We start from the raw sequence: 26,787 nt of genomic DNA, 5'->3' as shown, positions 1-26,787 counted from the left end.
GGTCTCTACGACACGTAGACAGAGCCGACCGGTGCCTGTTGCGGGGCGCCCGCGCCCTCCATCTTGTCGGTGCCCGCCAGGCTCACATCCACATGCCGCATGGGCAGCCCGTTCCAGATGTGTCCGTGTCCGCCGTAGCGCGGCGATTCGATGTGCCACTGCAGCGTGCCCACCACCATCAGGAGGTAGGTGTCCAGGTACAGGTGCAGGCGCGCGCCCAGCGGGTGATTGGCATAGCGCTCGTGCAGCCGGGCGATCAGGCCGGCCAGCTCCGCGTACATCTCTTCCATCATTTCGCAGACGGCGCTGATGGCCTGCTGCGCGTCGAGGCCGCGGGTGTTGCGCATGATGAGGACCGAGCTCAGCGTGTCCTCGGTGGAGTAGTACTCGACGGCATACGAATACACGTCGTTCGTGAACGCACAGTGCCAGCTGACGAGGTCCACCGCGCGCTTCATGTCGGGGTCTTCGATCAGGTCGGACACGTCGATGTCCAGCACGTATTCCATGGCGGCGATGTACGGCTGCATGCCGCTGGACATCAGGCGCACCTTGAGGAAGCTCTCCATGTCTTCGTTGACCCAGTTGTCGCGAAATTCCTTCTCGACCTTGAGGTGGTGCATCCAGCGGGTCCACCGGCCGCGCAGGCGCTGGTACACCGCGTCGCTGGGCGCATGCTGGCGGATGGTCTGCCAGAGCCCTTCCATGACGCGCGCGTCGTGGGCGTCGGGGTCTTCGGCGATGATCTTCGCGCACTGCTCGGGGTCGCTGGTCGTCAGGTCGTCGCACTGGAAGATCAGCGTCAGGATGCTCGCGTGGTGCGCGACCCGCTCCGGAATGCCGTCCGGGAACACGCTGGCGTCGTAGAGCGAATCCATGCGCTCGATGGCGCCGTGCAGGCTGCCCGGCTCCGGCTTGCCGTAGTTCTCGTACAGCCATTGCGCATGCAGCCGCTTGATGTAGGGGTAGCTCGTGTTGATGCGCGGCCGGATGGCTTTCAACATCTCGGGGATCACGAATTTCGGGGGAGGCTCCAGCGCCGCGGACGTGGTGCTTTCGAGAACGGCATTCATGCATCTGCTCCTGTGAAATGGATCGAAGTGCGTGGGGATGTCGGTGTGGCGCAGGTTCAGGCGGCGCGCGCGTCGGCCGCCGCGATGTCGTCCAGCGTCGGAGCCGCCGCGATGGTCACTTCGCCGGAAACGAAGCGCTGGTCCGAGAGGTGGTAGCGCCGCGTGATGACGCACCACTCCGCGTTGCCCGAGCTGATGTATTCCAGCTCGCGCACGTAGGCGCGCACGTCGGGGCGTTGCCCAAGGGGGCCGGCGAGCACTGCGTCGCGCGACCGGATCAACGCCTGCTCGTTGCGCGCGCACAGCGCGGCCAGGCGATAGACCGCCTGCTGCAGGTCCCGGCCCTCCTCGCGCATCAGCACCCACATGGCGTTGAGCGAATCCCTCGCCGGCACCTCCTTGCGGAACGAGAAGAAGTCGTTCACCAGGATGACCGCGTCCATGGCCGCGGTGCGGACCGCGCGCAGCGATGCGTCTTCGGCCAGCGCATCGGTCATGTCCACGTCCAGGGCGTACTCGGTCAGCATGGTCAGGTACTCGCCGAACGCGTTGTCGCGGCGCAGGTCCATGTAGCCATCCAGCGTCAGCGTGTCCATCTGGTAGGCCAGCGGATCGGCCATGCGCACCAGCTGGCTGCGGATGCCGGCCTTCATGCGCTCCCAGACGCGGGGCTTTTGCGCCAGCTGCGCCTGGATGGGCGGCAGCGTGTCGAACAGGAGCCGGGGCAGCGGCGCACTGGCAGGCGGCAGGATGCCTTCCAGGGCATCGAGGTAGTGGCGCAGGAGTTCGTCGCGCGGGCGCTGGTCGGCGCTCAGCTCCAGGGGCGTGAAGGCATCGTCCATCAGGGTCCCCGCATTCATCATGCGCATGACGGAATAGATGCGGTCCGCTTTCGCGTGCGGGTAGCACAGGCCGCCATAAGCTGGCACGCGCTGCCCGAGGTAGGCGGCCGTGGCCTTCTCGCTGCGAAAGTGCGCCAGCACATAGGGCCGGTCGTCCACCGCCAGCCGCGCCTCGATGGCGTTGTTCTGCGGGTGCCAGGTGGGCTTGAGCGTGAGGCCCGGGTCGGGGAGATGGACCTTGCTGCCCAGTTCGGGCATGCGGGCCAGGGTTTGGGCGAACGGGGTCGGTTCGGGCATGCTCAGGTCCGCCGCGCAATGAAGCTGAACGACGAGGCCTTGTCCTTGGCCAGCGCGTCCGAGAAGCTCACCGCGATGTCGCGCAGCTCGGTGAACGTGGCCGTCTTGCTGGTCGGGTGGTGCGCGTCCAGGTTGTCCTTGACCAGGCCGTACCAGCGGATCACCTCCGCGTTCGACGGCAGCACGCGCTGGTCGAGGACCGCGAAGCCGTGGCGCTCGAGCACCTGCTTCACGCCGTCGGGCGTCTTGCGGTAGCCCGATGCGGCGCGGTCGACCTTGTCCGGGATGTGCGACTTGTAGGTCGCCAGGTCCACCTTGTAGAGGCTCTCCGAAATGATGACCGTGCCGCCGGTGCGCATGCGCGCCGACAGCGAGGCCATGGCCTGCTCCAGCACCTCGGGCGTGAAGTGGATCAGGCTGCCGCGCAGGATGGCCAGGTCGTAGGGCACCTGCGGATCGGGCAGCTCGCCGATGTCCTTGGCGTTGCACTGGTACAGCCGCACGCGGTCGGCCAGGCCCTCGTGCGCGATGAGTTCGCGCGCGCACTCCAGCTGCGGCCGGCTCACGTTCACGCCGTCGATGCGCGTGCACTGCGGGTAGCGCTGCGCGATGAACTTCAGCACCGGGCCCCAGCCGCAGCCGATATCGATCGCGCGGCGCACGGTGGCCGGCGAGAGGTCGGCGCCGGCCTGTTCGGCCAGCTCGAACTGGTGCTCCATGTGGCGCCGACCGGAGGCGTCGAGCGGGAGGTCGTGCGGGTCCATCTTCTCGTCGAACACGCCGTACTGGTACCAGAGCTCGTTGCCGATCGCCTTGCGCCACTGGTCGGGCGTGTCGGCATAGACCTGCTCGATCTTGTCCTGGTAGTGGTCGAGGCTGCGGCTGTGGATGACGTCGATGCCGACGGCTTGCGCGGATGCTTGCATGGTGTGGGCGCTCCTGGTGGGGGAAATTCAGAGGCGTCGCGCGATGACGCTGTAGGTCGAGAACTTGTCCTTGATCAGCGCGACCGAGAGGCTGACCGCCATGACGCGCAGCTCTTCCAGCGGCGGCGGGATGGTGTCCGGCGTGAAGTTCTTCTCGATGTTTTCCTTCACGTCGGTGAACCAGCGCGCCACGTCGATGTTGCGGGGGAGCACGCGCATGTCTTCGACCACGAAGCCGCTGTCTTCGAGCACGCGGCGGAAGTAGGCCGGCGTCTTGCGGTGCTTGCAGGCGAGGCGGTCGACCTCGTCCTCGATGTCCGAGCGGTAGTTGTCCAGCGGGATGTTGTAGAGGTTGTCGGAGATGACGACCTTGGCCCCCGGGCGCATGCGCGCGGCGACCTGCTTCATCGAGCGTTCGTACAGGTCGTTGGGAAAGTGCGAGATGACGCCGCGGATCGTCACCAGGTCGTAGGGCGTGTCGGGGTTGGGCAGCAGGGCGACGTCCTGCGCATCGCACAGGTACAGGTTCACGCGGTCGCTCAGGTGCTGCTGGGCGTGGTAGCGGGCGCAGTGCGCGAGCTGCGTCTCGCTGATGTTGATGCCGTCGAGCTGGCGGCACTGCGGAAAGTGCTCCGCGAGGTAGCGCAGGCCGAAGCCCCAGCCGCAGCCCACGTCGAGGATGCGCCGGATGGGGAACGGCGGGGGCTGGTCCAGGCCCGCGATCTCCATCTGCTGGTCGAAGTAGCGCAGGCCCGATTCGTTGAGCGAGATCGGCGGCACCGAGCGCGGGTCGTCGTAGACGCCGAACTGGAACATCAGGTCCTCGCCGATGGCCTTGCGCCAGTCCTCGGGGTCGTCCTGGTAGGTGTACTCGACCTTGGCGTGGTACGGGTTGGCCTCGGCACCCCGGATCACTTGAAGCGAAGGCGGGGCGGGCGCGTCGATGCGGCGTGCGGTGGCTGTGCTCATCGGGTTCTCCTGTGGCTGGCGGTCACGGTGGGTTTCAGGAAACGAGGCTCATGCGAGCCGTGCGGAACGCGGGGGCGTGGGCATCGAAGAACGCCTGGATCGACTGCACCAGCCCGTCGGCATCCAGGCCGTGGGCGGCGAGCAATCTGGCGCAGTCGCCGTGTTCGACGAACTGGTCGGGCAGGCCCAGTTGCAGCGACGGAATCAGCACGCCCTGCGCGGCCAGCGATTCGAGGCAGGCGGCGCCGGCGCCGCCCATCACGCAGCCTTCCTCGACGGTCACGAGCACGTCGTGCGTCTCGGCGAGCGAGAGCACTAGGTCGGCGTCGAGCGGCTTGACGAAGCGCATGTTGGCGACCGTGGCGTCGAGCCGTTCGGCGGCGGCCAGGCTGGGCGCGACCATGGTGCCGAAGGCCAGGATGGCGATGCGCGCGCCCATCGGCTGCGTCGATTCGCGCCGCACCTGGCCACGGCCGATGCGCAGCGGCAGCAGCGCACGCACGGGCAGCGCGCCGGGCCCGCCGCCGCGCGGGTAGCGCACGGCGGCCGGGCCGTCGTGGCGCAGGGCGGTGTGCAGCATCTGGCGGCACTCGTCCTCGTCGGAGGCGGCCATCACGACCATGTTCGGAATGCAGCGCAGGTAGGCGACGTCGAAGGCGCCCATGTGCGTCGCGCCGTCGGCGCCGACGATGCCGGCGCGGTCGACTGCGAACACGACCGGCAGGTTCTGCAGCGCCACGTCGTGGATCAGCTGGTCGTAGGCGCGCTGCAGGAAGGTCGAGTAGATGGCGACCACGGGCCGCATTCCCGCCGCCGCGAGGCCCGCGGCGAAGGTCACGGCGTGCTGCTCGGCGATGCCGACGTCGAAGTAGCGCTCGGGAAAGCGGCGCTCGAAGTCCATCAGGGCCGAGCCCTCGCGCATGGCCGGCGTGATGGCGACCACGCGCGCATCGGCCTCGGCTTCGTCGCAGAGCCAGTCGCTGAAGACCTGGGCGTAGGTCGGCTTGGCGGGGGCTGACGCGGGGGCGGTCTTGATGCCGACGGCGGGGTCGAACTTGCCGGGGCCGTGGTACAGGACCGGGTCCTGCTCGGCCGGGCGGTAGCCGTGGCCCTTCTGCGTGACGATGTGCAGCAACTGCGGGCCCGGCTGCGCCTGCAGCTTCTGCAGGGCCGGGATCAGCGCGCCCAGGTCGTGGCCGTCGATCGGGCCGGTGTAGTGGAAGCCGAATTGCTCGAACAGGGTGGCGGGCGACAGGCCGAGCTCCGAGGGCTCGCAGGGGGCCAGCGTCGGGCGCATGGCGCGCAATCTTTGCCAACTGGCTTCATTGGCGCTGGCATAGGCGCGTTCTGAAATCAATCCGCCCAGATAAAGGCGCAGCATGCCGACGGGCGGTGAAATCGACATGTCGTTGTCGTTCAATATCACCAATAAGCGGCCGCAGGCCTGTGTATTGTTCATGGCCTCGAAGGCCATGCCGGCGCTCAAGGCCCCATCGCCGATCACCGCAATGGCGTGGTCGCTCGAATTGGAAATGCGGGCGGCCTGTGCAAATCCCAGGGCGGCGGAAATGGAGGTGCTGGAATGCGCGGTGCCGAAATGATCGTGCTCGGATTCGGTGCGCCGTGGAAATCCGGAAATACCGCCGAATTGGCGCAAGGTGGGCATGGCCTGGCGCCGGCCGGTCAGGATCTTGTGGGCGTAGCTCTGGTGGCCGACATCCCAGACGATGCGGTCGCGCGGGGTGTTGAACACGTAGTGCAGGGCGACCGTCAGCTCGACCGTGCCCAGGTTGGAGGCGAAGTGGCCGCCCGTGCGCGACACGCTGTCGACGATGAAGGATCGCAATTCATCCGCAAGGCCCGGCAATTGCGCAATGCCGAGCTGGCGCAGCGAATGGGGCGAATCGATGGCTTCGAGCAGGGCATGCATTCCGGTTTCTCCGTGAGATGGAAACGCGCGGGCCGTGGCGACTGAATTCTTTATGCGATGCGGTACTGGCTAATTTCGGACGAAACAATGCCTTGGAAATTGACGGTTCAATTTCCTTGTCAAAGCCTCCGAGGGAACCTGAAAGCGCGTCGGCTCCGGGTTTTTAATTCCGGGTCGGGCGAAATCAGGAGGTCAGCGTAGGGGATGGATTTGACGCACGCAAGCGAATGCGGCTGCAAATTTTTTGATACCCCGGGTTATTTACCCCCGAGGTTTTAATCAGTTTTTTGGATGGCGCGGCGCGCGCGCACGACCGCCACGGCCGTTCGAAAACGGCCGTGGTGCGAGGTCAGGGGGGAGAGGAGGGAGGGGGCGCCGACGCCCGCGCATGGCGGGCGATCGGGCGGTGCCGTCAGACGCCGGCGGCGTGCGCCTGCTGGTCGGCGTGGTAGCTGGAGCGCACCATCGCGCCCACGGCCGCGTGGCTGAAGCCCATCTTGTAGGCCTCTTCCTCGAACATCTTGAAGGTGTCGGGGTGCACGTAGCGGCGCACCGGCAGGTGCGAGCCCGACGGCGACAGGTACTGGCCGATGGTCAGCATGTCGATGTCGTGGGCGCGCATGTCGCGCATCACCTGCAGGATCTCTTCGTCGGTTTCGCCCAGGCCGACCATGATGCCGCTCTTGGTCGGCACGTTCGGGTGCAGCGCCTTGAACTTCTTCAGCAGGTTCAGGCTGAACTGGTAGTCGCTGCCCGGGCGTGCTTCCTTGTACAGGCGCGGCGCGGTTTCCAGGTTGTGGTTCATCACGTCGGGCGGCGCGGCCTTGAGGATTTCCAGCGCGCGGTCGTCGCGGCCGCGGAAGTCGGGCACCAGGATTTCGATCTGCGTCATCGGCGAGAGCTCGCGGATGTTGCTGATGCAGTCGACGAAGTGCTGGCTGCCGCCGTCGCGCAGGTCGTCGCGGTCGACGCTGGTGATCACCACGTACTTCAGGCGCAGCTTGGCGATGGTCTTGGCCAGGTTGAGCGGCTCGTCCTTGTCCAGCGGGTCGGGGCGGCCGTGGCCCACGTCGCAGAACGGGCAGCGGCGCGTGCACTTGTCGCCCATGATCATGAAGGTGGCCGTGCCGTTGCCGAAGCATTCGCCGATGTTCGGGCACGAGGCTTCTTCGCAGACCGTGTGCAGGTTGCTTTCGCGCAGGATCTGCTTGATCTCGTAGAAGCGCGTGGTCGGGCTGCCGGCCTTGACGCGGATCCACTCGGGCTTCTTGAGCACTTCGCCGGTCTGCACCACCTTGACGGGGATGCGCGAGAGCTTGGCCGCGGCCTTCTGCTTGGCCAGCGGGTTGTAGGTTTCGGCGCTCTGGGCGTCGCGGACGACTTCGGTGGTGCTCATTGGTGTGTCAAGGAGCCAGGAAAGCCCCGAGCTTTTGGCTCAGCACTTTGGCGGCTTCTTCCCATGTGGTTTGGACGCCGATTGTAGAAAGGTCGACCGTTTGCAGCCCCGCGTAGCCGCAAGGGTTGATGCGCGAGAAGGGTTCGAGGTCCATCGCGACATTGAGCGACACACCGTGGTAAGTGGCGTGGCGGCTCACCTTGATGCCCAGCGCGGCGATCTTGCCCAGGCCGCGGAACGGGTCGGCGCCGGGCATCGGGCCGGTGAGAGCGGCGTGCGAGAACGGGTCGTCCAGGCGCACGTAGATGCCCGGCGCGCCCGCCACGCGGTGGCCCGTCACGCCGAAGTGGGCGAGCGTGCGCAGCACCGATTCCTCGATGCGGTAGACGTATTCCTTGACGTAGTAGCCCGCGCGCCGCAGGTCAATGAGCGGGTAGGCCACCACCTGGCCGGGGCCGTGGAAGGTGACCTGCCCGCCCCGGTCGGTCTGCACGACCGGGATCGGGCCGGGGGCCAGGATGTGGTCGGTCTTGCCCGCCAGCCCCTGGGTGAACACCGGGTCGTGCTCGCAGATCCATAGCGCGTCGGGCGTCTCGGGCGTGCGCTCCTGCGTGAAGCGCTGCATCGCCGCATAGGTGGCGAGGTAGTCGGCCCGGCCGAGCCACTGCGCTTCGAGGGGCGTCAAAGAACGACTTTCACCATCGGGTGCGCGGACAGGGCGCGGTAGAGGTCGTCGAGCTGCTCGCGGCTGGTGGCGGTGACGGTGATGGTCACGCCCAGGTAGTTGCCGGCCTTGCTGTCGCGCAGCTCGACCGTGGTGGCGTCGAAGGCCGGGTCGAAGCGCTCGGCGATCTGCGTGATGGCGTGCACGAAGCCGTCGACCTTCGCGCCCATCACCTTGATGGGGAACTGCGAGGGGTACTCGATCAGCGATTCCTTGCGCGGATCGGGGATCGATGCGGTGTCGGTGGGGGTCGGGGTGTCGGTCATGCGGTGGCTCCTGGCGCGTCGGCGTTGCGTTGCTTGGCCTGTTGGTAGGCGGCATACAAGCTCTGGTAGATGGGGCCGGGATGGCCATTGCCAATGGTCTGGCCATCGAGTGTGACAACGGGCAACACTTCCTTGGTGGCCGAGGACAGCAGCAGCTCGTCGGCGCCGAACACCTCGTCGCGCGACACGCGCCGCAGCGCGAAGGGAATGCCGCTGTCCTGGCACAGGCGCTCGAGGAGGCCGTAGCGGATGCCGGTCAGCACGAGGTTGTCTTTCGGTGGGCCGATGAGCGTGCCGTCCTTCACGATCCACACGTTGCTCGACGAGGCCTCGCTGAGCCAGTCGCCGCGGAACATCACGGTTTCGGTGGCGCCGGCCTCGACGCTGATCTGCCGTGCGAGCACCGCGCCCAGCAGGCTGGTGCTCTTGATGTGGGCCTTCTGCCAGCGGAAATCGTCGGCGGTGACGCAGGTCACGCCCTTGGCGCGCACCGCATCGGCCACGGGCGGCAGGGGGTTCACCATCGCGAACACGGTGGGGCGCAGGCCGCGCACCATGACGTGGTCGCGTGGTGCCACGCCGCGCGAGACCTGGAAGTAGATCGCCTGCGGTGCCTTGCCCTGCGGTGCGGCAAGCTGCGTCGCGATGGCGCGCCATTCGTCGCGCGAGTAGGGGTTGTCGATCTGCAGCTCGGCCAGCGAACGTTCGAGGCGCGCGATGTGTTCATCGAAGCAGAAGGGCACGCCGAAGTAGACGGGGATCACTTCGTAGATGCCGTCGCCGAAGATGAAGCCGCGGTCGAGGACGCTGATCTTCGCGTCGCGCAGGGGGGTGAATTCGCCGTTGAGAAAGCACGGCGTGTCGGGCAGTGCCGAGGTGATGTCTTGCATCCGCAAATTATGGGCGGACGCCACACTCGGTGCAGAACTGTCGACGAAGTGTCACGTTATGGCGGGACCCCGCTAGGTTTTACTTATAATCAATGGCTTTGTAAAATTCTCCGGGGACAAACACGGGGTGCATTCGAATGACAACCAACGCCCCTGTCCCTGAGGTTGACGCCGAAGAATCCGATTTCAAGCCACTCACGGCCGAAGAGGCCCAGAAGTTGCGCGAGCAAAACCCCGAGCTGTCACCCTGGTGGGTGATCGCAGCCCAAGTGGCTGCAGGCGTGGTGGTAGCTTGCCTGGCGTGGATCTGGACGGCGCGATCCGAGGCTGCGATCTCGGCGTTTTACGGAGCCATGACAGTAGCGATCCCCGCGGCCTTGTTTGTCCGCGGTGTCCGGCGCAAACCGGGCATGCCGTCGCAGGCTGTCATGTTGAGGTTTTTTGTGTGGGAGATGATCAAGATCGCGCTGACCGTTGCCTTGCTGGCCGCGGCGCCGTGGCTGATCGGGGGGCTCGTCTGGCTGGCCATGGTGGCTGGCGTGGTGGTCGCCATGAAGATGTACTGGGTGGCACTGTTGGTGCGGCCCAAATTTTTGAACCGGATTTGACTGTTTTGGAAGAGAGACGCTGAAAGATGGCCGCCGAAGGACACGCCCCGACCGCGAGTGAATACATCGTTCACCACCTCCAGCACTGGCAAGTCGACTGGAGCCTCAAGCCCGTCGTTCAATCCGCCATTGTTGACTTCAACGTCATCAACCTCGACTCGGTGCTCTACGCGCTGATCATCGGCGCATTGGGCTGCTTCGTGCTGTGGCTGGCTGCCCGCAAGGCAACGCCCGGCGTGCCCGGCCGTTTCCAGGCGGCGGTCGAGATCCTGGTCGAGATGGTCGACAACCAGGCCAAGGCCAACGTGCACAACGCCGCCAGCCGCAAGTTCATTGCCCCGCTGGCGCTCACCGTGTTCGTCTGGATCTTCCTGCTGAACGCGATGGACATGCTGCCGGTCGACCTGCTGCCGGCCATCTGGACCCAGGTCTACTCGGCGCTGGGCCACGATCCGCACCACGCCTACATGCGTGCCGTGCCGACCGCCGACCTCTCGACCACGCTCGGTCTTTCCACTTCCGTGCTGCTCCTGTGCCTCTTCTACAGCGTCAAGGTCAAGGGCCTGGGCGGCTGGGGCCACGAGCTGATCACCGCGCCCTTCGGTGCCCACCCTCTGCTGTGGCCCGTCAACCTGCTGATGCAGGTCATCGAGTACCTGGCCAAGACGGTCTCGCACGGCATGCGGTTGTTCGGCAACATGTATGCGGGCGAGCTCGTCTTCATGCTCATCGCCCTCATGGGTGGTGCCATGGCGGCCTCGTTCTCCGGTGTGTTGCTGCCCATCGGGCACATCATTGCCGGCACTGTCTGGGCGATCTTCCACATCCTGGTGATCACGCTGCAGGCTTTCATCTTCATGATGCTGACCCTGATCTATCTGGGCCAGGCGCATGAGGCGCATTGAGTTTCCCTTTTTCTTTTCGTTTGCTTTAAATCTGTTCTAAGGAGTCATCATGGAAAACATTCTCGGTCTCGTCGCTCTCGCTTGTGGTCTGATCGTCGGTCTCGGCGCCATCGGTGCTTCCATCGGCATCGCGCTGATGGGTGGCAAGTTCCTGGAATCGTCGGCCCGTCAACCTGAGCTCATGAACGACCTGCAGACCAAGATGTTCATCTTGGCTGGTCTGATCGACGCGGCCTTCCTGATCGGCGTGGCCATCGCCCTGCTGTTCGCCTTCGCCAACCCGTTCGCCGCGACCCTGCTGGCCAACCTGCCCAAGTAAGCCGGTTCAACGCCACTCCAGAAAGGTGTTGCCGTGAGTATCAACGCGACCCTGTTCGTTCAGGCCATCGTCTTCTTGCTGCTGGTGCTGTTCACGATGAAATTCGTGTGGCCGCCCATCGCGAAGGCTTTGGATGAACGCGCACAAAAGATCGCTGCGGGCCTGGCGGCCGCCGAGAAGGCCAAGGCTGAACTCGCTTCCGCCAACCAGCGCGTCGAGCAGGAACTGGTTCAGTCTCGCAACGAGACCACCAGCCGCCTGGCCGATGCCGAGCGCCGCGCCCAGCAGATCATCGAAGAGGCCAAGGGCCGTGCAACGGTGGAGGCCAACAAGATCGTGGCCGACGCGCACGCCGAAGCCGAACAGCAGTCCGTGCGTGCCCGTGAAGCCCTGCGTGAGCAGGTTGCTGCGCTGGCCGTCAAGGGTGCCGAGCAGATTCTCCGCAAGGAAGTCAATGCCGGTGTCCACGCCGACCTGCTCCAGCGCCTGAAGACCGAGCTCTGAGGACGATATGGCCGAACTTGCGACCATTGCCCGCCCCTACGCGGACGCGCTCTTCGGGGCTACTTCGAGCGACCTCGAAGGCACGGCCGGATGGATCGGCCAGCTGGCCGCCATCACTGCCGATCCGCAGCTCCTGCAGTTCGCTGCCGACCCGAAGGTGTCGCCGGAACAGATCTTCGATCTGATCTCCGGTCTGCTGCCGCAAGCCTTGCCGGACACCGGCAAGAACTTCCTGCGCACGGTGATCGACAACGGCCGGCTTGCTGCATTGCCTGAAGTCGCGGCCCAGTACCGCGAGCTCAAGAACGCCAAGGGCGGCACGGCCGACGCGGTGATCTACAGCGCCTTCCCGATCGACGCGGCGAGTCTCGCCGAGGTCGCCGTGGCACTGCAGCGCCGTTTCGGTCGCCCGCTGAACACGCGTGTGGAATCCGATCCTTCGCTGATCGGCGGCATCCGTGTGGTGGTGGGGGACGAAGTCCTCGACACCTCCGTCAAGGCGCGTCTCGAACAAATGAAAGCAGCGCTCACCGCCTGAGGCGGCGAGCCGCGGTTGGCCCTATTTATTGAAAGAAGGAAAGAGTCATGCAACTCAATCCCGCAGAAATTTCCGAACTGATCAAGAGCCGTATCGAAGGCCTTGGCGTCAGCGCCGACATCCGCAACCAGGGCACCGTGGTCTCGGTGACCGACGGCATCGTGCGCGTGCACGGCCTGTCGGACGCGATGCAAGGCGAAATGCTGGAATTCCCGCCCACGGCTGACGGCACGCCGTCGTTCGGCCTGGCGCTGAACCTCGAGCGCGACTCGGTCGGCGCCGTGATTCTGGGCGAGTACGAGCACATCTCCGAAGGCGACACCGTCAAGTGCACGGGCCGCATCCTGGAAGTGCCCGTGGGCCCCGAGCTCATCGGCCGCGTGGTGAACGCACTGGGCCAGCCGATCGACGGCAAGGGTCCGATCAACGCCAAGATGACCGACGTGATCGAAAAGGTCGCTCCGGGCGTGATCGCACGGAAGTCCGTGGACCAGCCGATGCAGACCGGCCTGAAGTCCATCGACTCGATGGTGCCCGTCGGCCGTGGCCAGCGCGAGCTGATCATCGGTGACCGCCAGACCGGCAAGACCGCCGTGGCCATCGACGCGATCATCAACCAGAAGGGTCAGAACATGACCTGCGTCTACGTTGCGATCGGCCAGAAGGCTTCGTCGATCAAGAACGTGGTGCGCTCGCTGGAACAAGCCGGCGCGATGGACTACACCATCGTGGTGGCCGCATCGGCTTCCGAATCGGCTGCCATGCAGTACGTGTCGGCCTACTCGGGCTGCACGATGGGCGAGTACTTCCGCGACCGTGGCCAGGACGCCCTGATCGTCTATGACGACCTGTCCAAGCAAGCCGTGGCCTATCGCCAGGTGTCGCTGCTGCTGCGCCGCCCGCCAGGCCGCGAAGCCTACCCCGGCGACGTGTTCTATCTCCACAGCCGTCTGCTCGAGCGCGCAGCCCGCGTGAACGCCGACTACGTCGAAGCCTTCACCAAGGGTGAAGTCAAGGGCAAGACCGGTTCGCTGACGGCCCTGCCGATCATCGAAACGCAAGCCGGCGACGTGTCCGCCTTCGTTCCGACCAACGTGATCTCGATCACCGACGGCCAGATCTTCCTGGAAACCAGCCTGTTCAACGCCGGCATCCGTCCCGCCATCAACGCCGGTATCTCGGTGTCGCGTGTGGGCTCGTCGGCGCAGACCAACCTGATCAAGAACCAGTCGGGCGGTATCCGTACCGACCTGGCCCAGTACCGTGAACTGGCCGCGTTCGCGCAGTTCGCTTCCGACCTCGACGAAGCGACCCGCAAGCAACTCGACCGCGGTGCGCGCGTGACGGAACTGCTCAAGCAGACCCAGTACAGCCCGCTGCCGATCTCGCTGATGAATGCCACGCTGTTCGCAGTGAACAAGGGCTTCATGGACGACATCGACGTCAAGAAGGTGCTCCCGTTCGAACACGGCTTCCACCAGCTGCTGAAGACGAGCCACGCCGCCCTGCTCGAAACCATGGAAAAGCATGGTGCCAAGTGGGACGTCAAGCCGGCCAAGCCGGACGACAGCGCGGAAAAGCAGGCCTTCAAGAAGGTGTGCCAGGACGCCGAAGCCGAACTGCTGGCAGCAGCCACCTCGTTCAAGAAGTCGTTCGCCTGAGCGACCTTTTGACCGACGCAAGAAGGAGCTCATATGGCAGCTGGTAAGGAAATCCGCGGCAAGATCAAATCGGTGGAGAACACCAAGAAGATCACCAAGGCCATGGAAATGGTCTCGGTTTCCAAGATGCGCAAGGCGCAAGAGCGCATGCGTGCCGCACGCCCCTACAGCGAGAAGATCCGCAACATCGCGGCGAACCTTGGCAAGGCGAATCCCGAGTACACGCACGCCTTCATGAAGAAGAACGACGCCAAGGCGATCGGCTTCATCATCGTGACGAGCGACAAGGGCCTGTGCGGTGGCTTGAACACCAACCTGCTGCGTGCCGTGACGGCCAAGCTGCGCGAAGCGCAGTCGGCCGGCGTGGCGATCGAGTCGGTCGCCATCGGCAGCAAGGGCCTGGGCTTCCTGAACCGCATCGGTGCCCGCGTGGTGGCGCACGTCACCCACCTGGGTGACACGCCGCATCTGGACAAGCTCATCGGCCCGGTCAAGACGCTGCTGGACGCTTACGCGGAAGGCAAGCTCTCGGCCGTGTACCTGTGCTACACGAAGTTCATCAACACGATCAAGCAGGAGCCGCTCGTCGAGCAGCTGCTGCCGCTGGCCGCGGACTCGCTGCAAGTCGAGGAAGGTCAGCACTCGTGGGACTACATCTACGAGCCCGATGCGCAAAGCGTGATCGACGAGCTGCTGGTCCGCTATGTCGAGTCGCTGGTCTACCAGGGCGTGGCAGAAAACATGGCGTCCGAGCATTCGGCGCGGATGGTGGCCATGAAGGCTGCCACCGACAACGCAGGCAATGTGATCAGCGAGCTGAAGCTGGTCTACAACAAGACCCGCCAGGCCGGCATCACCAAGGAGCTCTCGGAAATCGTTTCGGGCGCTGCGGCGGCCGCCGGTGTCTGAGCCCTTCGGACCTCAACAGATTTAAATTTTTATCGGAGCAGACATGGCTCAAGCAGAAGCAGTTCAAGGCAAGATCGTTCAGTGTATTGGCGCTGTGGTCGACGTGGAATTTCCGCGCGACAAGATGCCCAAGGTGTACGACGCCTTGAAGTTCGAAGGCGGTGGCCTGACCCTGGAAGTTCAGCAGCAGCTCGGCGACGGCGTGGTCCGCACGATTGCCCTGGGCTCGTCCGACGGCCTGCGCCGCGGTCTGATCGTCACCAACACCGGCGCTCCGATCACCGTGCCGGTCGGCAAGGCCACGCTGGGCCGCATCATGGACGTGCTGGGTCGCCCGATCGACGAGCGCGGCGATGTGGGCCAGGAAGTCACGGCCTCCATCCACCGCAAGGCTCCCGCGTACGACGAACTGTCGCCGTCGCAAGACCTGCTGGAAACCGGCATCAAGGTGATCGACCTGGTGTGCCCGTTCGCCAAGGGCGGCAAGGTGGGCCTGTTCGGTGGTGCCGGCGTGGGCAAGACCGTGAACATGATGGAACTCATCAACAACATCGCCAAGGCTCACTCGGGTCTGTCGGTGTTCGCCGGTGTGGGTGAACGTACCCGTGAAGGCAACGACTTCTATCACGAGATGGCCGACTCCGGCGTCGTGAACCTCGAGAAGCTCGAAGACTCCAAGGTCGCCATGGTCTACGGCCAGATGAACGAGCCCCCGGGCAACCGTCTGCGCGTGGCCCTGACCGGCCTGACCATCGCCGAGTCGTTCCGCGACGAAGGCCGTGACGTGCTGTTCTTCGTGGACAACATCTACCGCTACACGCTGGCCGGTACCGAAGTGTCGGCACTGCTGGGCCGCATGCCTTCCGCCGTGGGCTACCAGCCGACGCTGGCCGAGGAAATGGGCCGCCTGCAAGAGCGCATCACGTCGACCAAGGTCGGCTCGATCACCTCGATCCAGGCCGTGTACGTCCCTGCCGACGACTTGACCGACCCGTCGCCCGCCACCACCTTCGCCCACTTGGACTCGACCGTGGTGCTGTCGCGTGACATCGCTTCGCTGGGTATCTACCCCGCCGTGGACCCGCTGGACTCGACCTCGCGCCAGCTCGACCCGAACGTGGTCGGCGAAGAGCACTACAACGTGGCCCGCGCCGTGCAAGGCACGCTGCAGCGCTACAAGGAACTGCGCGACATCATCGCGATTCTGGGCATGGACGAACTGGCTCCCGACGACAAGCTCGCCGTGGCCCGCGCCCGCAAGATTCAGCGTTTCCTGTCGCAGCCGTTCCACGTGGCCGAAGTGTTCACGGGTTCGCCGGGCAAGTACGTGCCGCTGTCGGAAACCATCCGCGGCTTCAAGATGATCGTGAACGGCGAAGCCGACCACCTGCCGGAACAAGCGTTCTACATGGTCGGCACCATCGACGAAGCGTTCGAAAAAGCCAAGAAGGTCGCCTAAGGCGGCATGGGAACTCAGATGGCAAACACCATTCACGTCGACGTGGTCAGCGCGGAAGAGTCGATCTTCTCGGGCGAAGCCAAGTTCGTCGCGCTGCCCGGTGAAGCCGGTGAGCTCGGCATCTATCCGCGTCACACGCCGCTGATCACGCGCATCCGTCCCGGCGCCGTGCGCATCGAGACGGCCGACGGCGGCGAAGAGTTCGTCTTCGTGGCCGGTGGCATCCTCGAAGTGCAGCCCGACGCCGTCACCGTGCTGTCCGACACCGCGATCCGCGGCAAGGACCTCGACGACGAGAAGGCCAACAAGGCCAAGGCGGCCGCCGAGGAAGCGCTGAAGAACGCGAAGAGCGACATCGACATCGCGATGGCGCAGTCGGAACTGGCCGTGATGGCTGCGCAGATCGCTGCGCTGCGCAAGTACCGCCAGAAGAAGTAAACCAGAGCCGCTGCCCTCGGGCAGAAGCCAAGAAAAAGCCGCCTCCGGGCGGCTTTTTTTCGTCCGTCCCAGCCGGGATGAAGATGTGTTCGATCTGAAATAGGTCGAAGTTCAGCCTTGCCCGGCTGAAGATGCCCTCCTAGTATTCGCCTTCGCCCGGCGACCGGTGCTTTCTTGACCGGCGCCTTTCCCACAAGAAGAGCGGAGACAACACGCGTGGCACCCTGGAGTGGCATCACGACCGACGAAATGCGGTTGCTGGAATCGACCTTCTGGTCGGCCGGCGGCTCTCGCCATGCCATGGCCGAGCAGCTGGGCTTCTCCAAGAGCAAGGCCAACGCGCTCATCGCCGGCCTGGTCGACCAGGGCCTGCTGGCCGAGGCCGGCCTGCAGCGCTCCTCGGGCGGACGCCGCGCCGAAAACCTCCAGCTCAATGCCGAACTCGGCGTGCTCGTCGGCATCGACATCGGCGCCACCAGCCTGGACGTCGCGGTGCTGCGTCCCGACCTCACGGTGCTGGCCCAGCACGAAGAAGCCGCCGATGTGCGCGAAGGCCCGGCCGTGGTGCTGGCGCGCGTGCGCGTGCTCATGCGCGAACTGCTGGCCCGCTGCGGGCAGGGCCCACGGAACGTCCTGGGCATCGGCATCGGCGTGCCCGGCCCCGTCAACTTCGAGATCGGCCAGCTCGTGAACCCGCCGCTCATGCCGGCCTGGGACAGCTTCTCGATCCGCGACTACCTGCGCGAGGACTATGCGGCGCCCGTGTTCGTGGACAACGACGTGAACCTGATGGCGCTCGGCGAGCTGTGGCGGCTGCGGCGCTCGCTCTCCAATTTCCTCGTCATCAAGATCGGCACGGGCATCGGCTGCGGCATCGTCTGCCACGGCGAGGTGTACCGCGGCGCGGCCGGCTCGGCCGGCGACGTGGGCCACATCTGCGTCGACCAGGAAGGCCCGCGCTGCCATTGCGGCAACCTGGGTTGTGTCGAGGCGATGGCGGCCGGCCCCGCGATCACGCGCATGGCGATGCAGGCCGCCGAAGCCGGCGAAAGCGCGACGCTCGCCGAATGCCTGCGCACGCGTGGGCGCATCGATGCCTTCGACGTGGGGCAGGCCAGCCGCGGCGGCGACCCGGCGGCCAACGCCATCATCCAGCGCGCGGGCAGCCTGATCGGGCAGATGCTCGCGTCGGTCGTCAACTTCTTCAATCCCTCGCACGTGTTCATCGGCGGCGGCATCACGCGCATCGGGCCGCTGTTTCTCGCGGCCGTGCGCCAGAGCGTCTACCAGCGCTCGCTCGCGCTGTCGACGCGGCACCTCGAGATCCAGTACACGCCGCTGGGCACGCAGGGCGGCCTCGTCGGCGCGGGCGTGCTGGCGATGCAGGAAACGCTCAAGGCCCGCGGGGTAGCGCCATGACGAACGCCGTGGCAACCAAGGGCAGCGTGGCCGTCGAGTTCGACGGCGTGGTGAAGGCCTTCGGCCCCGTGCAGGTGCTGCACGGCGTGAGCTTTGCGCTCGCGCCGGGCCGCGTGTACGGGCTGCTGGGCGAGAACGGCGCGGGCAAGTCCACGCTGATGAAGATCCTGTCGGGCTACGAGTCGCTGACCAGCGGCACCTTGCGCATCAACGGCCAGCCGCAAAGCTTCACGAGCTCGCGCGATGCCGAAGCGCTGGGCATCGTGCTGATCCACCAGGAGTTCAACCTCGCCGAAGACCTCAGCGTGGCGCAGAACATTTTCCTGGGCCACGAAAAGAAGAAGGGCTGGCTGCTCGACGACGCCGCGATGGAGCGCGATGCCGCCGCCGCGCTCGCCGCCGTGGGCCTGGCCATCGACCCGCGCACCAAGGTGCGTCGCCTCATCGTCGCCGAGAAGCAACTCGTCGAGATCGCGAAAGCCATCGCCCGCCGCGCGCGCCTGCTCGTCATGGACGAGCCCACCGCCACGCTCACGCCCGGCGAAACCGAGCGCCTGTTCAAGCTCATCGCGCAGCTGCGCGCCGACGGCGTGACCATCGTCTATATCTCGCACAAGCTCGACGAAGTGGAGCAGGTCACCGACGAGGTGATCGTGATGCGCGACGGCCGCTTCGTGGCGCGCGCACCCACGCCCGAGGTTTCGCGCCAGCAGATGGCCAACCTCATGGTGGGCCGCGAGCTCGCCGACCTGTACCCGCCGCGCGACCTCGTCGTGGCCGCCGACAAGCCCGCCCTGCGCGTGCGCAATTTCAGCGTGCCCGGCTGGGCGCAGGACGCGAGCTTCGAGGTGCGCCCCGGCGAAATCCTCGGCTTCGCGGGCCTCGTCGGTGCGGGCCGCACCGAGCTGTTCGAAGGCCTGCTCGGGCTGCGCCCCGCCAGCGGCACCGTCGAGATGCGCGGCGAGCCCGTGCCGCACGGCAAGGGCTGGCGCAACCCGCGCGATGCCGCCAAGCACGGCCTCACCTACCTCAGCGAAGACCGCAAGGGCAAGGGCCTGCACGTGCACTTCGGCCTGCGCCAGAACCTCACGCTGATGGCACTCGAGCGCTACGCGCAGCCCTGGCTCAAGCCCGACGCGGAACGCGCGGCACTCGGCGAGGCGGTGAAGGACTACGGCATTCGCACCGGCTCGCTCGACGTGCGGGCCTCGTCGCTGTCGGGCGGCAACCAGCAGAAGCTCGCGCTCGCCAAGGTGCTGCAGCCGCAGCCCAAGGTGGTGGTGCTCGACGAGCCCACGCGCGGCGTGGACATCGGCGCCAAGCGCGACATCTATTTCCTGATCCAGCGACTCGCCCGCGAAGGCCTCGCGGTGATCGTCGTCTCGTCCGAGCTGATGGAACTGATCGGCCTGTGCCACCGCGTCGCGGTGATGCGCGCGGGCCGGCTCGTTGCCACGCTCGACGCGACCCACCTGACTGAAGAGGAGCTCATCGCTCATGCCACCGGAACCGCAGACACCCATGCAGCCTGACGCCGCTCAGCAGCCACACCGCAGCGAAGGCAAGCCGCGCTGGACCGAGCGCCTGCACGGCCTCGGCCCGGTCATCGGCCTCGTGCTGCTGTGCATCGCGGGCACGCTGCTCAACGGCGACTTCGCCACCGTCGACAACGCGATGAACGTGCTCACGCGCACCGCCTTCATCGGCATCATCGCGGTCGGCATGTGCTTCGTGATCATCTCGGGCGGCATCGACCTGTCGGTGGGCTCGATGGCCGCGCTCATCGCGGGCAGCGTGATCATGTTCATCAACTGGGCCGGTCCCGCCTCGGGCTCGCCGCTGATGGCGGTGATGATGGGCGCGGTGCTCGCCGTGGTGCTCGGCGCGCTGTTCGGCCTGGCGCACGGCCTGCTCATCACCAAGGGCCGCATCGAGCCCTTCATCGTGACGCTGGGCACGCTGGGCATCTTCCGCGCGTACCTCACGTACTTTGCCGACGGCGGCGCGCTCACGCTCGACAATGAGTTGTCCGATCTCTACGCGCCCGTGTACTACGCGAGCCTCGCGGGCATCCCGGTGCCGGTGTGGGTGTTCGTGATCGTCGCGGTCATCGGCGGCGTCATCCTGAACCGCACGGCCTACGGACGCTACGTGCAGGCCATCGGTTCCAACGAGCAGGTGGCGCGCTACGCGGCCGTGGACGTCGACCGCGTGAAGATCCTCACCTACGTGCTGCTCGGCGTGTGCGTGGGCATTGCCACGCTGCTGTACGTGCCGCGCCTGGGCTCGGCCTCGCCGACCACGGGCCTGCTGTGGGAGCTCGAAGCCATTGCCGCGGTGATCGTCGGCGGCACCGCATTGAAGGGCGGCGCGGGCAGCATCACCGGCACGGTGGTGGGCGCGATCCTGCTCTCGGTCATCAGCAACATCCTGAACCTCACCAGCATCATCAGCGTGTACCTCAACGCAGCCGTCCAGGGCTTCGTGATCATCGTCGTCGCGTTCCTGCAGCGCGGACGCCGCTAGTTTTTCGTTGTTCGTTCGTTCCGTTCCACCACCAAAAAGGAGACATCCAGCATGACGACTTTCACCCGACGCCTCGCGCTCACGGCGGTTGCCACCGCAGCGTTCGCCGCCAGCCTGCCCGCGCTTGCCGCGGACAAGGTCAACCTCGGCGTGTCGATTCCCGCGGCCACGCACAGCTTCATGGGCGGCATCAACTACTGGGCCAACCAGGCGAAGAAGGACCTCGAGAAGCAGCACAAGGACCTGAAGATCACGATCAAGACCGCCGCCAATGCGCCCGAGCAGGCCAACCAGCTGCAGGACCTGTCGACGGTCACCAAGATCAACGCGCTCGTCGTGTTCCCGTTCGAATCGGCCGCGCTCACCAAGCCGGTCGCGCAGGTCAAGGCCAAGGGCGCGTACGTCACCGTGGTCGACCGCGGCCTGACCGACACCAGCGCGCAGGACGCGTACGTGGCCGGCGACAACACGGCCTTCGGCAAGATCCCGGCCGAGTACATCGTCAAGCAGCTCGGCGGCAAGGGCAATGTGGTGGCGCTGCGCGGCATCGCGACCACGCTCGACAACGAGCGCATGGACGCCTTCAACGCGGTGCTCAAGGGCAGCCCCGACATCAAGCTGCTCGACGCCAAGTACGCCAACTGGAACCGCGACGACGCCTTCAAGGTCACGCAGGACTACCTGACGCGCTTCAAGCAGATCGACGCCATCTGGGCCGCCGACGACGACATGGCCGTGGGCGTGCTCAAGGCCATCTCGCAGGCCAAGCGCGACGACATCAAGATCGTGTTCGGCGGCGCCGGCGCCAAGGACATGGTCAAGACCATCATGGACGGCAAGGACAAGCGCATCACGGCCGACGTGAGCTACTCGCCCAAGTTCATCTACGACGCGATCAAGCTCACGGCCGAGGCACGCCTGAAGGGCGAGAAGCTGCCGGCGACCACGATCATTCCGTCGGTGCTGATCACCAAGGAAAACGCCAAGGACTTCTACCATCCCAATTCGCCGTTCTAAGGTGACCGAGATCGCTTCACGTCCCCTGCGCTGCGCCATGGTCGGCGGCGGTCGCGACGCCTTCATCGGCGCCGTGCACCGCAAGGCCATGGCGCTCGACGGCCAGATCGCGCTGGTCGCCGGCGCGCTGTCGTCGAGCCCGGACAAGGCGCGCGCCTCGGGCTGCGACCTCGGCCTGGCCGACGACCGCAACCACGGCGACTGGCAGGCGCTGCTGGCCGACGAGTTGAAGCGCCCGGCCGATGAGCGCATCGATTTCGTCTCGATCGTCACGCCCAACCACGTGCACTACCCGGTGGCGCAGGCCTTCGCGGAGGCGGGCTTCCATGTGGTGTGCGACAAGCCGCTGGTGCACACGCGCGCGCAGGCCGACGCGCTGGTCGCCACCGTGGCCAAGCAGGGCACGGTGTTCGGCGTGACCTACAACTACACCGGCTACCCGATGGTGCGGCAGGCGCGCGAGATGGTGCGCATGGGCCAGATCGGTGAAGTCCGCAAGGTCGTCGTCGAATACAACCAGGGCTGGCTCGCCAGCCACGTGGAAGCCGCGGGCGGCAACAAGCAGGCCGACTGGCGCACCGACCCCGCGCGCAGCGGCGCGGCGGGCGCCATCGGCGACATCGGCTCGCACGCCGAGAACCTCGTGGCCACCGTCACCGGCCTGGAGATCGAGAGCCTGTGCGCCGACCTCGGCGCGCTGGTGCCGGGCCGCCTGCTCGACGACGACGGCAGCCTGCTGCTGCGCTTCCAGGGCGGCGCGCGCGGCGTGCTGGTGGCCTCGCAGATCAACACCGGGCTGGAGAACGACCTGCGCCTGCGCGTCTCCGGCACGCTGGGCACGCTCGAATGGCGCCAGGAGCAGCCGAGCCAGCTCGTGCACCTGCCGCACGACGGGCCCCGGCGCGTGCTCACGCGCGGCGCGCCCTGGCTGTGCGAGTCGGCGCGGCGCGCGAGCCGCCTGCCGGCCGGCCATCCCGAAGGCTTCATCGAGGCGTTCGCGAACGTCTATGCGGGCGTGGCGGCGGACATCCGCGCGCGGCTCGCGGGGCAGGTGGCCGATCCGCTGGCGGCCGACTATCCGCGCGTGGAAGACGGGGCGCGCGGCGTGCGCTTCATCGAGCGCACGGTGGCGTCGGCTGGAAGCGAATTAAAGTGGACGCCCTGGTAGCCGCGCACGGGCCTCGTTGAAACGAGGCGAGGCTGCGGCACCAGCGGCCGCCATGACGCACTCCTCCTCATCTTTCGACGCCCCTTCGCCGCTACCTTCATGGCCGCGCGCCCTCTGGCAGCGCTGCCGGACGCTGTGGCTGCTCAAGCTCGCCGGCAACACCGTCGCCACGCTGGGCTTCTTTCCGCTGTACTTCTGGGTCATGCACCACGCCGGGCCGGCGTGGGTGCTGCCGCTCACGGCCGTCGACCGGCTGATCGCGTTCTGGCCGGCGATGCTGCCCGTGTACCTCACGCTGTGGGCCTACATCGCATTGCCGGTGCTGCTGGCCAGGGACCGGCGCGAGCTGAACACCATCGCCATCGGCTGCGCGGTGATGACGTCGATCGCGCTGGCCGTGTTCTGGTGGATGCCCACGGCGATCCCGAACTTCGCGATCGATGCCGCGCCGGGTTCGTCGCTGCACTTCCTCAAGACCTTCGATGCGGCGGGCAACGCCTTTCCATCGCTGCATGTGTCGTTCTCGGTGTTCGCCTGCATGGTGCTGGCGCGGCAGCTGCGCGAGGCCGGCGCGCCGGGCTGGCTGCGGCTGCTCAACCTCGCGTGGGCGGTGGCCATCGTGTACTCGACGATGGCCGTGCGCCAGCATGTGCTGATCGATGTGCTGGGCGGCCTCGGGCTCGGCCTGGCGATGGGCTTCGCATTGCGTGAGCGGCCCTCGGCCGCCCTGGCACCGGTCGCGGCGCGGGCGGCGTAGACCGATCGCGGTATTCCGCCGCGCGGGCGCCGACGGTACAAAGCGGCATCGCCGTCCACCGAGCCCGCCATGACCTTTCGCCCGTTCTCCCTCGCTGCCGCCGCCTGTCTTCTCGCCGGCCCCGCGCTGGCCATCGACTACCCGGCGCGCAAGCCGGGCCTGTGGGAAATCCAGACCGGCGAGGGCGGTGCGGCAGCTGCCAAGGCGCCGGGCCAGACGATCCAGCAATGCATCGACGCGGCCACCGACAAGGCGATGCGCGAGATGGGCCAGGGCATGGGCAAGGACATGTGTTCCAAGCAGGACCTGCGCCTCGAAGGCGTGAAGCTGGTCATCGACTCGGTCTGCAAGATCGGTCCCACCACCGCGACCTCGCGCGCCGTGATGACCGGCGACTTCAGCAGCGCCTACCGCGTCGAAAGCAAGTCGACCTACAGCCCGCCGCTGATGGGCCGCACCGAAGGCACGAGCGTTGTCGACGCCAAGTGGGTCGGCCCCTGCAAGCCGGGCCAGAAGCCGGGCGACATGGTCATGGGCAACGGCATGAAGATGAACATGCTCGACGCGATGGCGAAGATGCCGCCGCGCAAGTGAGCGCGGCCGGTTGCTGGATCAGCCCGCGCCGTTCGCCTTGACCCAGCGCACGATGTCGGCCGCGCCCATCGCGCCGGCCTGCCGCGCGACCTCGCGCCCGCCCTTGAACAGCGCCAGCGTCGGGATGCTGCGGATGTTGAAGCGCGCGCCCAGCGCCTGCACCGCCTCGGTGTCGACCTTGGCCAGCCGCACCTGCGGTTCGAGCTGGGCCGCCGCCTGCTCGTAGGCCGGCGCCATCTGGCGGCACGGGCCGCACCAGGGCGCCCAGAAATCGACCAGCACCGGGATCTCGTTGCGCGCGATGTGGCGATCGAAGGTGGCCACGTCGGGCAGTGCCGTGGAGTGGCCGGTGAACAGCGGGCGGTGGCAGCTGCCGCAGTCGGGCGCGCTGCCCAGTTGCGCCGTGCGCACGCGGTTGGTCGTGTGGCAGTGCGGGCAGACGATGTGCAGCGATTCGGATTCGGTCATGTCCGAAAAATAGGGGCCGTGTGCGCGGATTGCAAGGCGCGGGCACCGAGGGCGCCGGGCCTCAGAGCACCACGGGCGCGTCGGGCAGCTCGTTGGTGTCGGGCTGGTCGTCGGCCAGCGGGAAGTGGGCCATCAGCAGCGCCGACACCTCTTCCAGCGCCAGCGTGATGCCGTCCTCGAAGCGGCCTTCGCGGAAGGCCACGGCCATGCGCTGCGTCATGGCGGCCCATTCGGCACTGCCCACATGGGCGTCGATGCCGCGGTCGGCCACGATCTCGATCGCGTGCTCGGCCAGCAGCAGGTAGATCAGCACGCCGTTGTTGTGCGCGGTGTCCCACACGCGCAGCTTGCCGAACAGCGTGACGGCGCGTTCCCGGGGTGGTGCGTGGCGCCACAGGTAGGACATCGGCAGGCCGGCCTCGACGCAGATGCGGATCTCGCCGCTGTGGCGCCGCTCGCTCGCGGCCACGCGGCCGGCCAGGCGCTGCATCGCATCGGCCGGCAGCACGCGGCGCACCGCGGCTTCGTCGGTCCAGCGATGCCGCCAGATGCGGCCGAGCTTCGAGAAGAGCGTGGGGTCTGCAGTTGCCATGAGGTTCACCAGTCTCCCGACGCGCCGCCGCCGCCAAAATTGCCACCGCCGCCGGAGCTGAATCCGCCGCCACCACCTCCGCCGCCGCCGCTGCTCCAGCCGCCGCCACCTCCACCGCTGCTCCAGCCACCCCCGCCGCCACCGCCTCGGCCGCCACGACCGGGGCCGAAGCCGGCAAGGCCCGAGAACAGCGAGACCATGAGCGCGATCAGCCCGGCGATCACCGCGATGACCGTGCTGGTCGTGAGGAAGAACGCGACCACGCCGATGCCGCCGCCCATGGCGACCGAGCCCATCGTCTTGCCCAGGATGGCGCGCGCGATCGGTGCGCCGACGAAGACGCCGACGAACAGGAAGATCGCGAGGTTCTCCCAGTCGAAGCCATCGTTGCTGCTGCCGCTACTGCTGTTGCGCGAAGGCTCGGGCAGCGGCTCGCCGTCGACCAGGCCGATGAGCCGGTCCACCGCCGCGTTCAGGCCGCCCGCGAAGTCGTTGTTGCGAAAGCGCGGCTTCATCTCTTCGTCGATGATGCGCACCGCCGCGAGGTCGGGCACCGCGCCTTCGAGCGTCTTGGCGGTGGCGATGCGCATCTTGCGATCGTCCTTGGCAACGATGACCAGGAGGCCGTCGCCCACGCCCTTGCGGCCGATCTTCCAGGTGTCGCCCACGCGCTGCGCGTAGCTCGCGATGTCTTCGGGCGCCGTGGTCGGCACCATCAGCACCACGATCTGCGAGCCCTTGCGCTGTTCGAAGGCCGCGAGCTTGGTTTCGAGGCCCGAGCGCTGTGCGGCGTCGAGCGTGCCGGTCTGGTCGATCACGCGCGCCGTGAGCGTGGGGATCGGCAGCAGGCCCTGCGCGAGCGCGGGCAGGCCGGCCCATGCGAGGGCCGCGATGAAGATCGCTGCCAGTGCGCGGCGGATCAGGGCTGCGGCCATCGGCGCCGCTTCTTACTTCTTGGGGGTGCTGAAATCGACCGTGGGCGGCGTCGAGATCTGGGCTTCGTTCTGCACCGAGAAATTCGCCTTCGGCTTGTAGCTGAAGACCATGGCCGTGAGGTTGGTCGGGAAGCTGCGCGCGAGCACGTTGTACTCCTGCACGCTCTCGATGTAGCGGTTGCGCGCCACGGTGATGCGGTTCTCGGTGCCCTCGAGCGTCACGCGCAGGTCGCGGAAGGCCTGGTTGGCCTTGAGGTCGGGGTAGCGCTCGGCCACCACCATGAGCCGCGACAGCGCCGACGACAGCTCGCCCTGCGCCTGCTGGAACTTGTTGAAGGCCTCGGGGTTGTTGAGCGTCTCGGGCGTCACCTGGATCGAGGTGGCCTTGGCGCGTGCCTCGATCACCTTGGTGAGCGTGTCCTGCTCGAAGCTGGCTTCGCCCTTCACGGTGGCGACGATGTTCGGCACGAGGTCGGCACGCCGCTGGTACTGGTTGAGGACCTCGCTCCAGGCCGACTTGCTGGCCTCGTCGAGGGACTGGAACTGGTTGTAGCCGCATCCGCTGAGGGACAGGACGGCCGCGAGAATCAGGAACCAGCGCTTCATCATCATTTGCATTACCTCCGCAGAAGGAGGCCGAAGTTAGCATAGATGGGG

The 26,787-nt window shown here is 66.6% G+C and carries 29 protein-coding genes; 16 read left to right on the top strand and 13 right to left on the bottom strand.

The features are described 5' to 3' along the window. Nucleotides 1-5 precede the first annotated feature (5 nt). The 9 genes from AC07OX_RS28310 to AC07OX_RS28270 form a co-directional block, all read right to left on the bottom strand. Nucleotides 6-1,073 carry a terpene synthase family protein gene (locus tag AC07OX_RS28310; RefSeq protein ID WP_495262886.1) on the bottom strand — a complete coding sequence of 356 codons (1,068 nt, stop codon included), beginning with the start codon at nucleotides 1,071-1,073 and terminating at the stop codon, nucleotides 6-8. A gap of 56 nt (nucleotides 1,074-1,129) precedes the next feature. Further along, on the bottom strand, nucleotides 1,130-2,212 hold the full coding sequence (locus AC07OX_RS28305) for a terpene synthase family protein (protein ID WP_495262887.1): 1,083 nt from the start codon (nucleotides 2,210-2,212) through the stop codon (nucleotides 1,130-1,132). A 2-nt stretch (nucleotides 2,213-2,214) separates the two neighbouring features. Further along, a complete protein-coding gene (locus tag AC07OX_RS28300; protein ID WP_495262888.1) occupies nucleotides 2,215-3,138 on the bottom strand; it encodes an SAM-dependent methyltransferase in 924 nt (307 codons plus the stop codon). A gap of 27 nt (nucleotides 3,139-3,165) precedes the next feature. Continuing rightward, a complete protein-coding gene (locus AC07OX_RS28295) occupies nucleotides 3,166-4,107 on the bottom strand; it encodes an SAM-dependent methyltransferase (protein WP_369630436.1) in 942 nt (313 codons plus the stop codon). 34 nt (nucleotides 4,108-4,141) lie between these two features. After that, nucleotides 4,142-6,037 (bottom strand): 1-deoxy-D-xylulose-5-phosphate synthase, encoded by a 1,896-nt coding sequence (gene dxs, locus AC07OX_RS28290; protein ID WP_495262889.1) that lies wholly within the window; start codon nucleotides 6,035-6,037, stop codon nucleotides 4,142-4,144. Between the two features lie 412 nt (nucleotides 6,038-6,449). Beyond that, nucleotides 6,450-7,433, bottom strand: a complete 984-nt coding sequence (lipA, locus tag AC07OX_RS28285) for a lipoyl synthase (RefSeq protein ID WP_062480166.1) — start codon at nucleotides 7,431-7,433, stop codon at nucleotides 6,450-6,452. 7 nt (nucleotides 7,434-7,440) lie between these two features. Further along, complete coding sequence (gene lipB, locus AC07OX_RS28280; protein ID WP_062480168.1) at nucleotides 7,441-8,118, bottom strand: lipoyl(octanoyl) transferase LipB; 678 nt, start codon at nucleotides 8,116-8,118, stop codon at nucleotides 7,441-7,443. Next, nucleotides 8,115-8,423, bottom strand: coding sequence for a YbeD family protein (locus AC07OX_RS28275; RefSeq protein WP_159279646.1), 309 nt, complete (start codon nucleotides 8,421-8,423; stop codon nucleotides 8,115-8,117). Before AC07OX_RS28275 ends, lipB begins: the two co-directional genes overlap by 4 nt. After that, nucleotides 8,420-9,313 (bottom strand): D-amino acid aminotransferase, encoded by an 894-nt coding sequence (locus AC07OX_RS28270; protein ID WP_495262890.1) that lies wholly within the window; start codon nucleotides 9,311-9,313, stop codon nucleotides 8,420-8,422. Before AC07OX_RS28270 ends, AC07OX_RS28275 begins: the two co-directional genes overlap by 4 nt. A gap of 137 nt (nucleotides 9,314-9,450) precedes the next feature. On the opposite strand from AC07OX_RS28270, the gene AC07OX_RS28265 reads away from it, so the two are divergent. From AC07OX_RS28265 to AC07OX_RS28190, 16 genes are all read left to right on the top strand, one after another. Beyond that, nucleotides 9,451-9,921 carry an ATP synthase subunit I gene (locus tag AC07OX_RS28265; protein WP_056576477.1) on the top strand — a complete coding sequence of 157 codons (471 nt, stop codon included), beginning with the start codon at nucleotides 9,451-9,453 and terminating at the stop codon, nucleotides 9,919-9,921. 26 nt (nucleotides 9,922-9,947) lie between these two features. Further along, nucleotides 9,948-10,826: a F0F1 ATP synthase subunit A gene (gene atpB, locus AC07OX_RS28260; RefSeq protein WP_095747009.1), complete on the top strand. Its 879-nt coding sequence runs from the start codon at nucleotides 9,948-9,950 to the stop codon at nucleotides 10,824-10,826. 49 nt (nucleotides 10,827-10,875) lie between these two features. Next, on the top strand, nucleotides 10,876-11,145 hold the full coding sequence (gene atpE, locus AC07OX_RS28255; RefSeq protein ID WP_056576471.1) for a F0F1 ATP synthase subunit C: 270 nt from the start codon (nucleotides 10,876-10,878) through the stop codon (nucleotides 11,143-11,145). A 33-nt stretch (nucleotides 11,146-11,178) separates the two neighbouring features. Then, on the top strand, nucleotides 11,179-11,649 hold the full coding sequence (locus tag AC07OX_RS28250) for a F0F1 ATP synthase subunit B (RefSeq protein WP_062480176.1): 471 nt from the start codon (nucleotides 11,179-11,181) through the stop codon (nucleotides 11,647-11,649). Between the two features lie 7 nt (nucleotides 11,650-11,656). Beyond that, nucleotides 11,657-12,187 (top strand): F0F1 ATP synthase subunit delta, encoded by a 531-nt coding sequence (locus AC07OX_RS28245; protein WP_062480178.1) that lies wholly within the window; start codon nucleotides 11,657-11,659, stop codon nucleotides 12,185-12,187. A 47-nt stretch (nucleotides 12,188-12,234) separates the two neighbouring features. Beyond that, complete coding sequence (gene atpA / locus AC07OX_RS28240) at nucleotides 12,235-13,848, top strand: F0F1 ATP synthase subunit alpha (RefSeq protein WP_062480180.1); 1,614 nt, start codon at nucleotides 12,235-12,237, stop codon at nucleotides 13,846-13,848. A 33-nt stretch (nucleotides 13,849-13,881) separates the two neighbouring features. After that, entirely contained in the window at nucleotides 13,882-14,757 is an 876-nt protein-coding gene (atpG, locus tag AC07OX_RS28235) for a F0F1 ATP synthase subunit gamma (RefSeq protein WP_062480182.1), read from the top strand. A 43-nt stretch (nucleotides 14,758-14,800) separates the two neighbouring features. Next, nucleotides 14,801-16,216, top strand: coding sequence for a F0F1 ATP synthase subunit beta (gene atpD, locus AC07OX_RS28230; protein ID WP_492699628.1), 1,416 nt, complete (start codon nucleotides 14,801-14,803; stop codon nucleotides 16,214-16,216). Nucleotides 16,217-16,234: 18 nt separating this feature from the next. Next, nucleotides 16,235-16,654 carry a F0F1 ATP synthase subunit epsilon gene (locus AC07OX_RS28225; protein WP_062480186.1) on the top strand — a complete coding sequence of 140 codons (420 nt, stop codon included), beginning with the start codon at nucleotides 16,235-16,237 and terminating at the stop codon, nucleotides 16,652-16,654. 249 nt (nucleotides 16,655-16,903) lie between these two features. Beyond that, a complete protein-coding gene (locus AC07OX_RS28220; RefSeq protein WP_139705568.1) occupies nucleotides 16,904-18,073 on the top strand; it encodes an ROK family protein in 1,170 nt (389 codons plus the stop codon). Then, nucleotides 18,070-19,605 carry a sugar ABC transporter ATP-binding protein gene (locus AC07OX_RS28215; protein ID WP_495262891.1) on the top strand — a complete coding sequence of 512 codons (1,536 nt, stop codon included), beginning with the start codon at nucleotides 18,070-18,072 and terminating at the stop codon, nucleotides 19,603-19,605. Before AC07OX_RS28220 ends, AC07OX_RS28215 begins: the two co-directional genes overlap by 4 nt. Further along, a complete protein-coding gene (locus AC07OX_RS28210) occupies nucleotides 19,595-20,599 on the top strand; it encodes an ABC transporter permease (protein ID WP_369630433.1) in 1,005 nt (334 codons plus the stop codon). The genes AC07OX_RS28215 and AC07OX_RS28210 overlap by 11 nt, the downstream gene beginning before the upstream one ends. Before the next feature lie 51 nt (nucleotides 20,600-20,650). Next, complete coding sequence (locus AC07OX_RS28205) at nucleotides 20,651-21,616, top strand: substrate-binding domain-containing protein (protein WP_062480193.1); 966 nt, start codon at nucleotides 20,651-20,653, stop codon at nucleotides 21,614-21,616. Between the two features lie 37 nt (nucleotides 21,617-21,653). After that, complete coding sequence (locus AC07OX_RS28200; RefSeq protein WP_495262925.1) at nucleotides 21,654-22,784, top strand: Gfo/Idh/MocA family protein; 1,131 nt, start codon at nucleotides 21,654-21,656, stop codon at nucleotides 22,782-22,784. Nucleotides 22,785-22,836: 52 nt separating this feature from the next. Beyond that, entirely contained in the window at nucleotides 22,837-23,541 is a 705-nt protein-coding gene (locus AC07OX_RS28195) for a phosphatase PAP2 family protein (protein WP_495262892.1), read from the top strand. A gap of 69 nt (nucleotides 23,542-23,610) precedes the next feature. After that, nucleotides 23,611-24,135, top strand: coding sequence for a DUF3617 domain-containing protein (locus AC07OX_RS28190; RefSeq protein WP_495262893.1), 525 nt, complete (start codon nucleotides 23,611-23,613; stop codon nucleotides 24,133-24,135). Between the two features lie 18 nt (nucleotides 24,136-24,153). On the opposite strand, the gene trxC is transcribed toward AC07OX_RS28190, so the two are convergent. From trxC to AC07OX_RS28170, 4 genes are all read right to left on the bottom strand, one after another. Beyond that, nucleotides 24,154-24,603: a thioredoxin TrxC gene (gene trxC, locus AC07OX_RS28185; protein WP_070063801.1), complete on the bottom strand. Its 450-nt coding sequence runs from the start codon at nucleotides 24,601-24,603 to the stop codon at nucleotides 24,154-24,156. A gap of 61 nt (nucleotides 24,604-24,664) precedes the next feature. Next, nucleotides 24,665-25,195 (bottom strand): TPM domain-containing protein, encoded by a 531-nt coding sequence (locus tag AC07OX_RS28180; RefSeq protein WP_070063861.1) that lies wholly within the window; start codon nucleotides 25,193-25,195, stop codon nucleotides 24,665-24,667. A gap of 5 nt (nucleotides 25,196-25,200) precedes the next feature. Beyond that, on the bottom strand, nucleotides 25,201-26,130 hold the full coding sequence (locus tag AC07OX_RS28175; RefSeq protein WP_495262894.1) for a TPM domain-containing protein: 930 nt from the start codon (nucleotides 26,128-26,130) through the stop codon (nucleotides 25,201-25,203). 12 nt (nucleotides 26,131-26,142) lie between these two features. Continuing rightward, a complete protein-coding gene (locus AC07OX_RS28170) occupies nucleotides 26,143-26,742 on the bottom strand; it encodes a LemA family protein (protein WP_172438430.1) in 600 nt (199 codons plus the stop codon). Between the last annotated feature and the right edge of the window lie 45 nt (nucleotides 26,743-26,787).

The sequence above is a fragment of the Variovorax sp. GW821-FHT09D07 genome (genome assembly GCF_059416345.1).
Note: the sequence above shows the minus strand (reverse complement) of the source record. Positions and strands in the feature narration are given on the sequence as shown.

What these genes read in the sequence shown, in the direction of transcription:
- AC07OX_RS28310 (WP_495262886.1), bottom strand. Translation starts at nt 1,073, where the DNA reads ATGAATGCCGTTCTCGAAAGCACCACGTCCGCGGCGCTGGAGCCTCCC.
- AC07OX_RS28305 (WP_495262887.1), bottom strand. Translation starts at nt 2,212, where the DNA reads ATGCCCGAACCGACCCCGTTCGCCCAAACCCTGGCCCGCATGCCCGAA.
- AC07OX_RS28300 (WP_495262888.1), bottom strand. Translation starts at nt 3,138, where the DNA reads ATGCAAGCATCCGCGCAAGCCGTCGGCATCGACGTCATCCACAGCCGC.
- AC07OX_RS28295 (WP_369630436.1), bottom strand. Translation starts at nt 4,107, where the DNA reads ATGAGCACAGCCACCGCACGCCGCATCGACGCGCCCGCCCCGCCTTCG.
- dxs (WP_495262889.1), bottom strand. Translation starts at nt 6,037, where the DNA reads ATGCATGCCCTGCTCGAAGCCATCGATTCGCCCCATTCGCTGCGCCAG.
- lipA (WP_062480166.1), bottom strand. Translation starts at nt 7,433, where the DNA reads ATGAGCACCACCGAAGTCGTCCGCGACGCCCAGAGCGCCGAAACCTAC.
- AC07OX_RS28275 (WP_159279646.1), bottom strand. Translation starts at nt 8,423, where the DNA reads ATGACCGACACCCCGACCCCCACCGACACCGCATCGATCCCCGATCCG.
- AC07OX_RS28270 (WP_495262890.1), bottom strand. Translation starts at nt 9,313, where the DNA reads ATGCAAGACATCACCTCGGCACTGCCCGACACGCCGTGCTTTCTCAAC.
- AC07OX_RS28265 (WP_056576477.1), top strand. Translation starts at nt 9,451, where the DNA reads ATGACAACCAACGCCCCTGTCCCTGAGGTTGACGCCGAAGAATCCGAT.
- atpB (WP_095747009.1), top strand. Translation starts at nt 9,948, where the DNA reads ATGGCCGCCGAAGGACACGCCCCGACCGCGAGTGAATACATCGTTCAC.
- atpE (WP_056576471.1), top strand. Translation starts at nt 10,876, where the DNA reads ATGGAAAACATTCTCGGTCTCGTCGCTCTCGCTTGTGGTCTGATCGTC.
- AC07OX_RS28245 (WP_062480178.1), top strand. Translation starts at nt 11,657, where the DNA reads ATGGCCGAACTTGCGACCATTGCCCGCCCCTACGCGGACGCGCTCTTC.
- atpA (WP_062480180.1), top strand. Translation starts at nt 12,235, where the DNA reads ATGCAACTCAATCCCGCAGAAATTTCCGAACTGATCAAGAGCCGTATC.
- atpG (WP_062480182.1), top strand. Translation starts at nt 13,882, where the DNA reads ATGGCAGCTGGTAAGGAAATCCGCGGCAAGATCAAATCGGTGGAGAAC.
- atpD (WP_492699628.1), top strand. Translation starts at nt 14,801, where the DNA reads ATGGCTCAAGCAGAAGCAGTTCAAGGCAAGATCGTTCAGTGTATTGGC.
- AC07OX_RS28225 (WP_062480186.1), top strand. Translation starts at nt 16,235, where the DNA reads ATGGCAAACACCATTCACGTCGACGTGGTCAGCGCGGAAGAGTCGATC.
- AC07OX_RS28220 (WP_139705568.1), top strand. Translation starts at nt 16,904, where the DNA reads ATGCGGTTGCTGGAATCGACCTTCTGGTCGGCCGGCGGCTCTCGCCAT.
- AC07OX_RS28215 (WP_495262891.1), top strand. Translation starts at nt 18,070, where the DNA reads ATGACGAACGCCGTGGCAACCAAGGGCAGCGTGGCCGTCGAGTTCGAC.
- AC07OX_RS28210 (WP_369630433.1), top strand. Translation starts at nt 19,595, where the DNA reads ATGCAGCCTGACGCCGCTCAGCAGCCACACCGCAGCGAAGGCAAGCCG.
- AC07OX_RS28205 (WP_062480193.1), top strand. Translation starts at nt 20,651, where the DNA reads ATGACGACTTTCACCCGACGCCTCGCGCTCACGGCGGTTGCCACCGCA.
- AC07OX_RS28200 (WP_495262925.1), top strand. Translation starts at nt 21,654, where the DNA reads ATGGTCGGCGGCGGTCGCGACGCCTTCATCGGCGCCGTGCACCGCAAG.
- AC07OX_RS28195 (WP_495262892.1), top strand. Translation starts at nt 22,837, where the DNA reads ATGACGCACTCCTCCTCATCTTTCGACGCCCCTTCGCCGCTACCTTCA.
- AC07OX_RS28190 (WP_495262893.1), top strand. Translation starts at nt 23,611, where the DNA reads ATGACCTTTCGCCCGTTCTCCCTCGCTGCCGCCGCCTGTCTTCTCGCC.
- trxC (WP_070063801.1), bottom strand. Translation starts at nt 24,603, where the DNA reads ATGACCGAATCCGAATCGCTGCACATCGTCTGCCCGCACTGCCACACG.
- AC07OX_RS28180 (WP_070063861.1), bottom strand. Translation starts at nt 25,195, where the DNA reads ATGGCAACTGCAGACCCCACGCTCTTCTCGAAGCTCGGCCGCATCTGG.
- AC07OX_RS28175 (WP_495262894.1), bottom strand. Translation starts at nt 26,130, where the DNA reads ATGGCCGCAGCCCTGATCCGCCGCGCACTGGCAGCGATCTTCATCGCG.
- AC07OX_RS28170 (WP_172438430.1), bottom strand. Translation starts at nt 26,742, where the DNA reads ATGATGATGAAGCGCTGGTTCCTGATTCTCGCGGCCGTCCTGTCCCTC.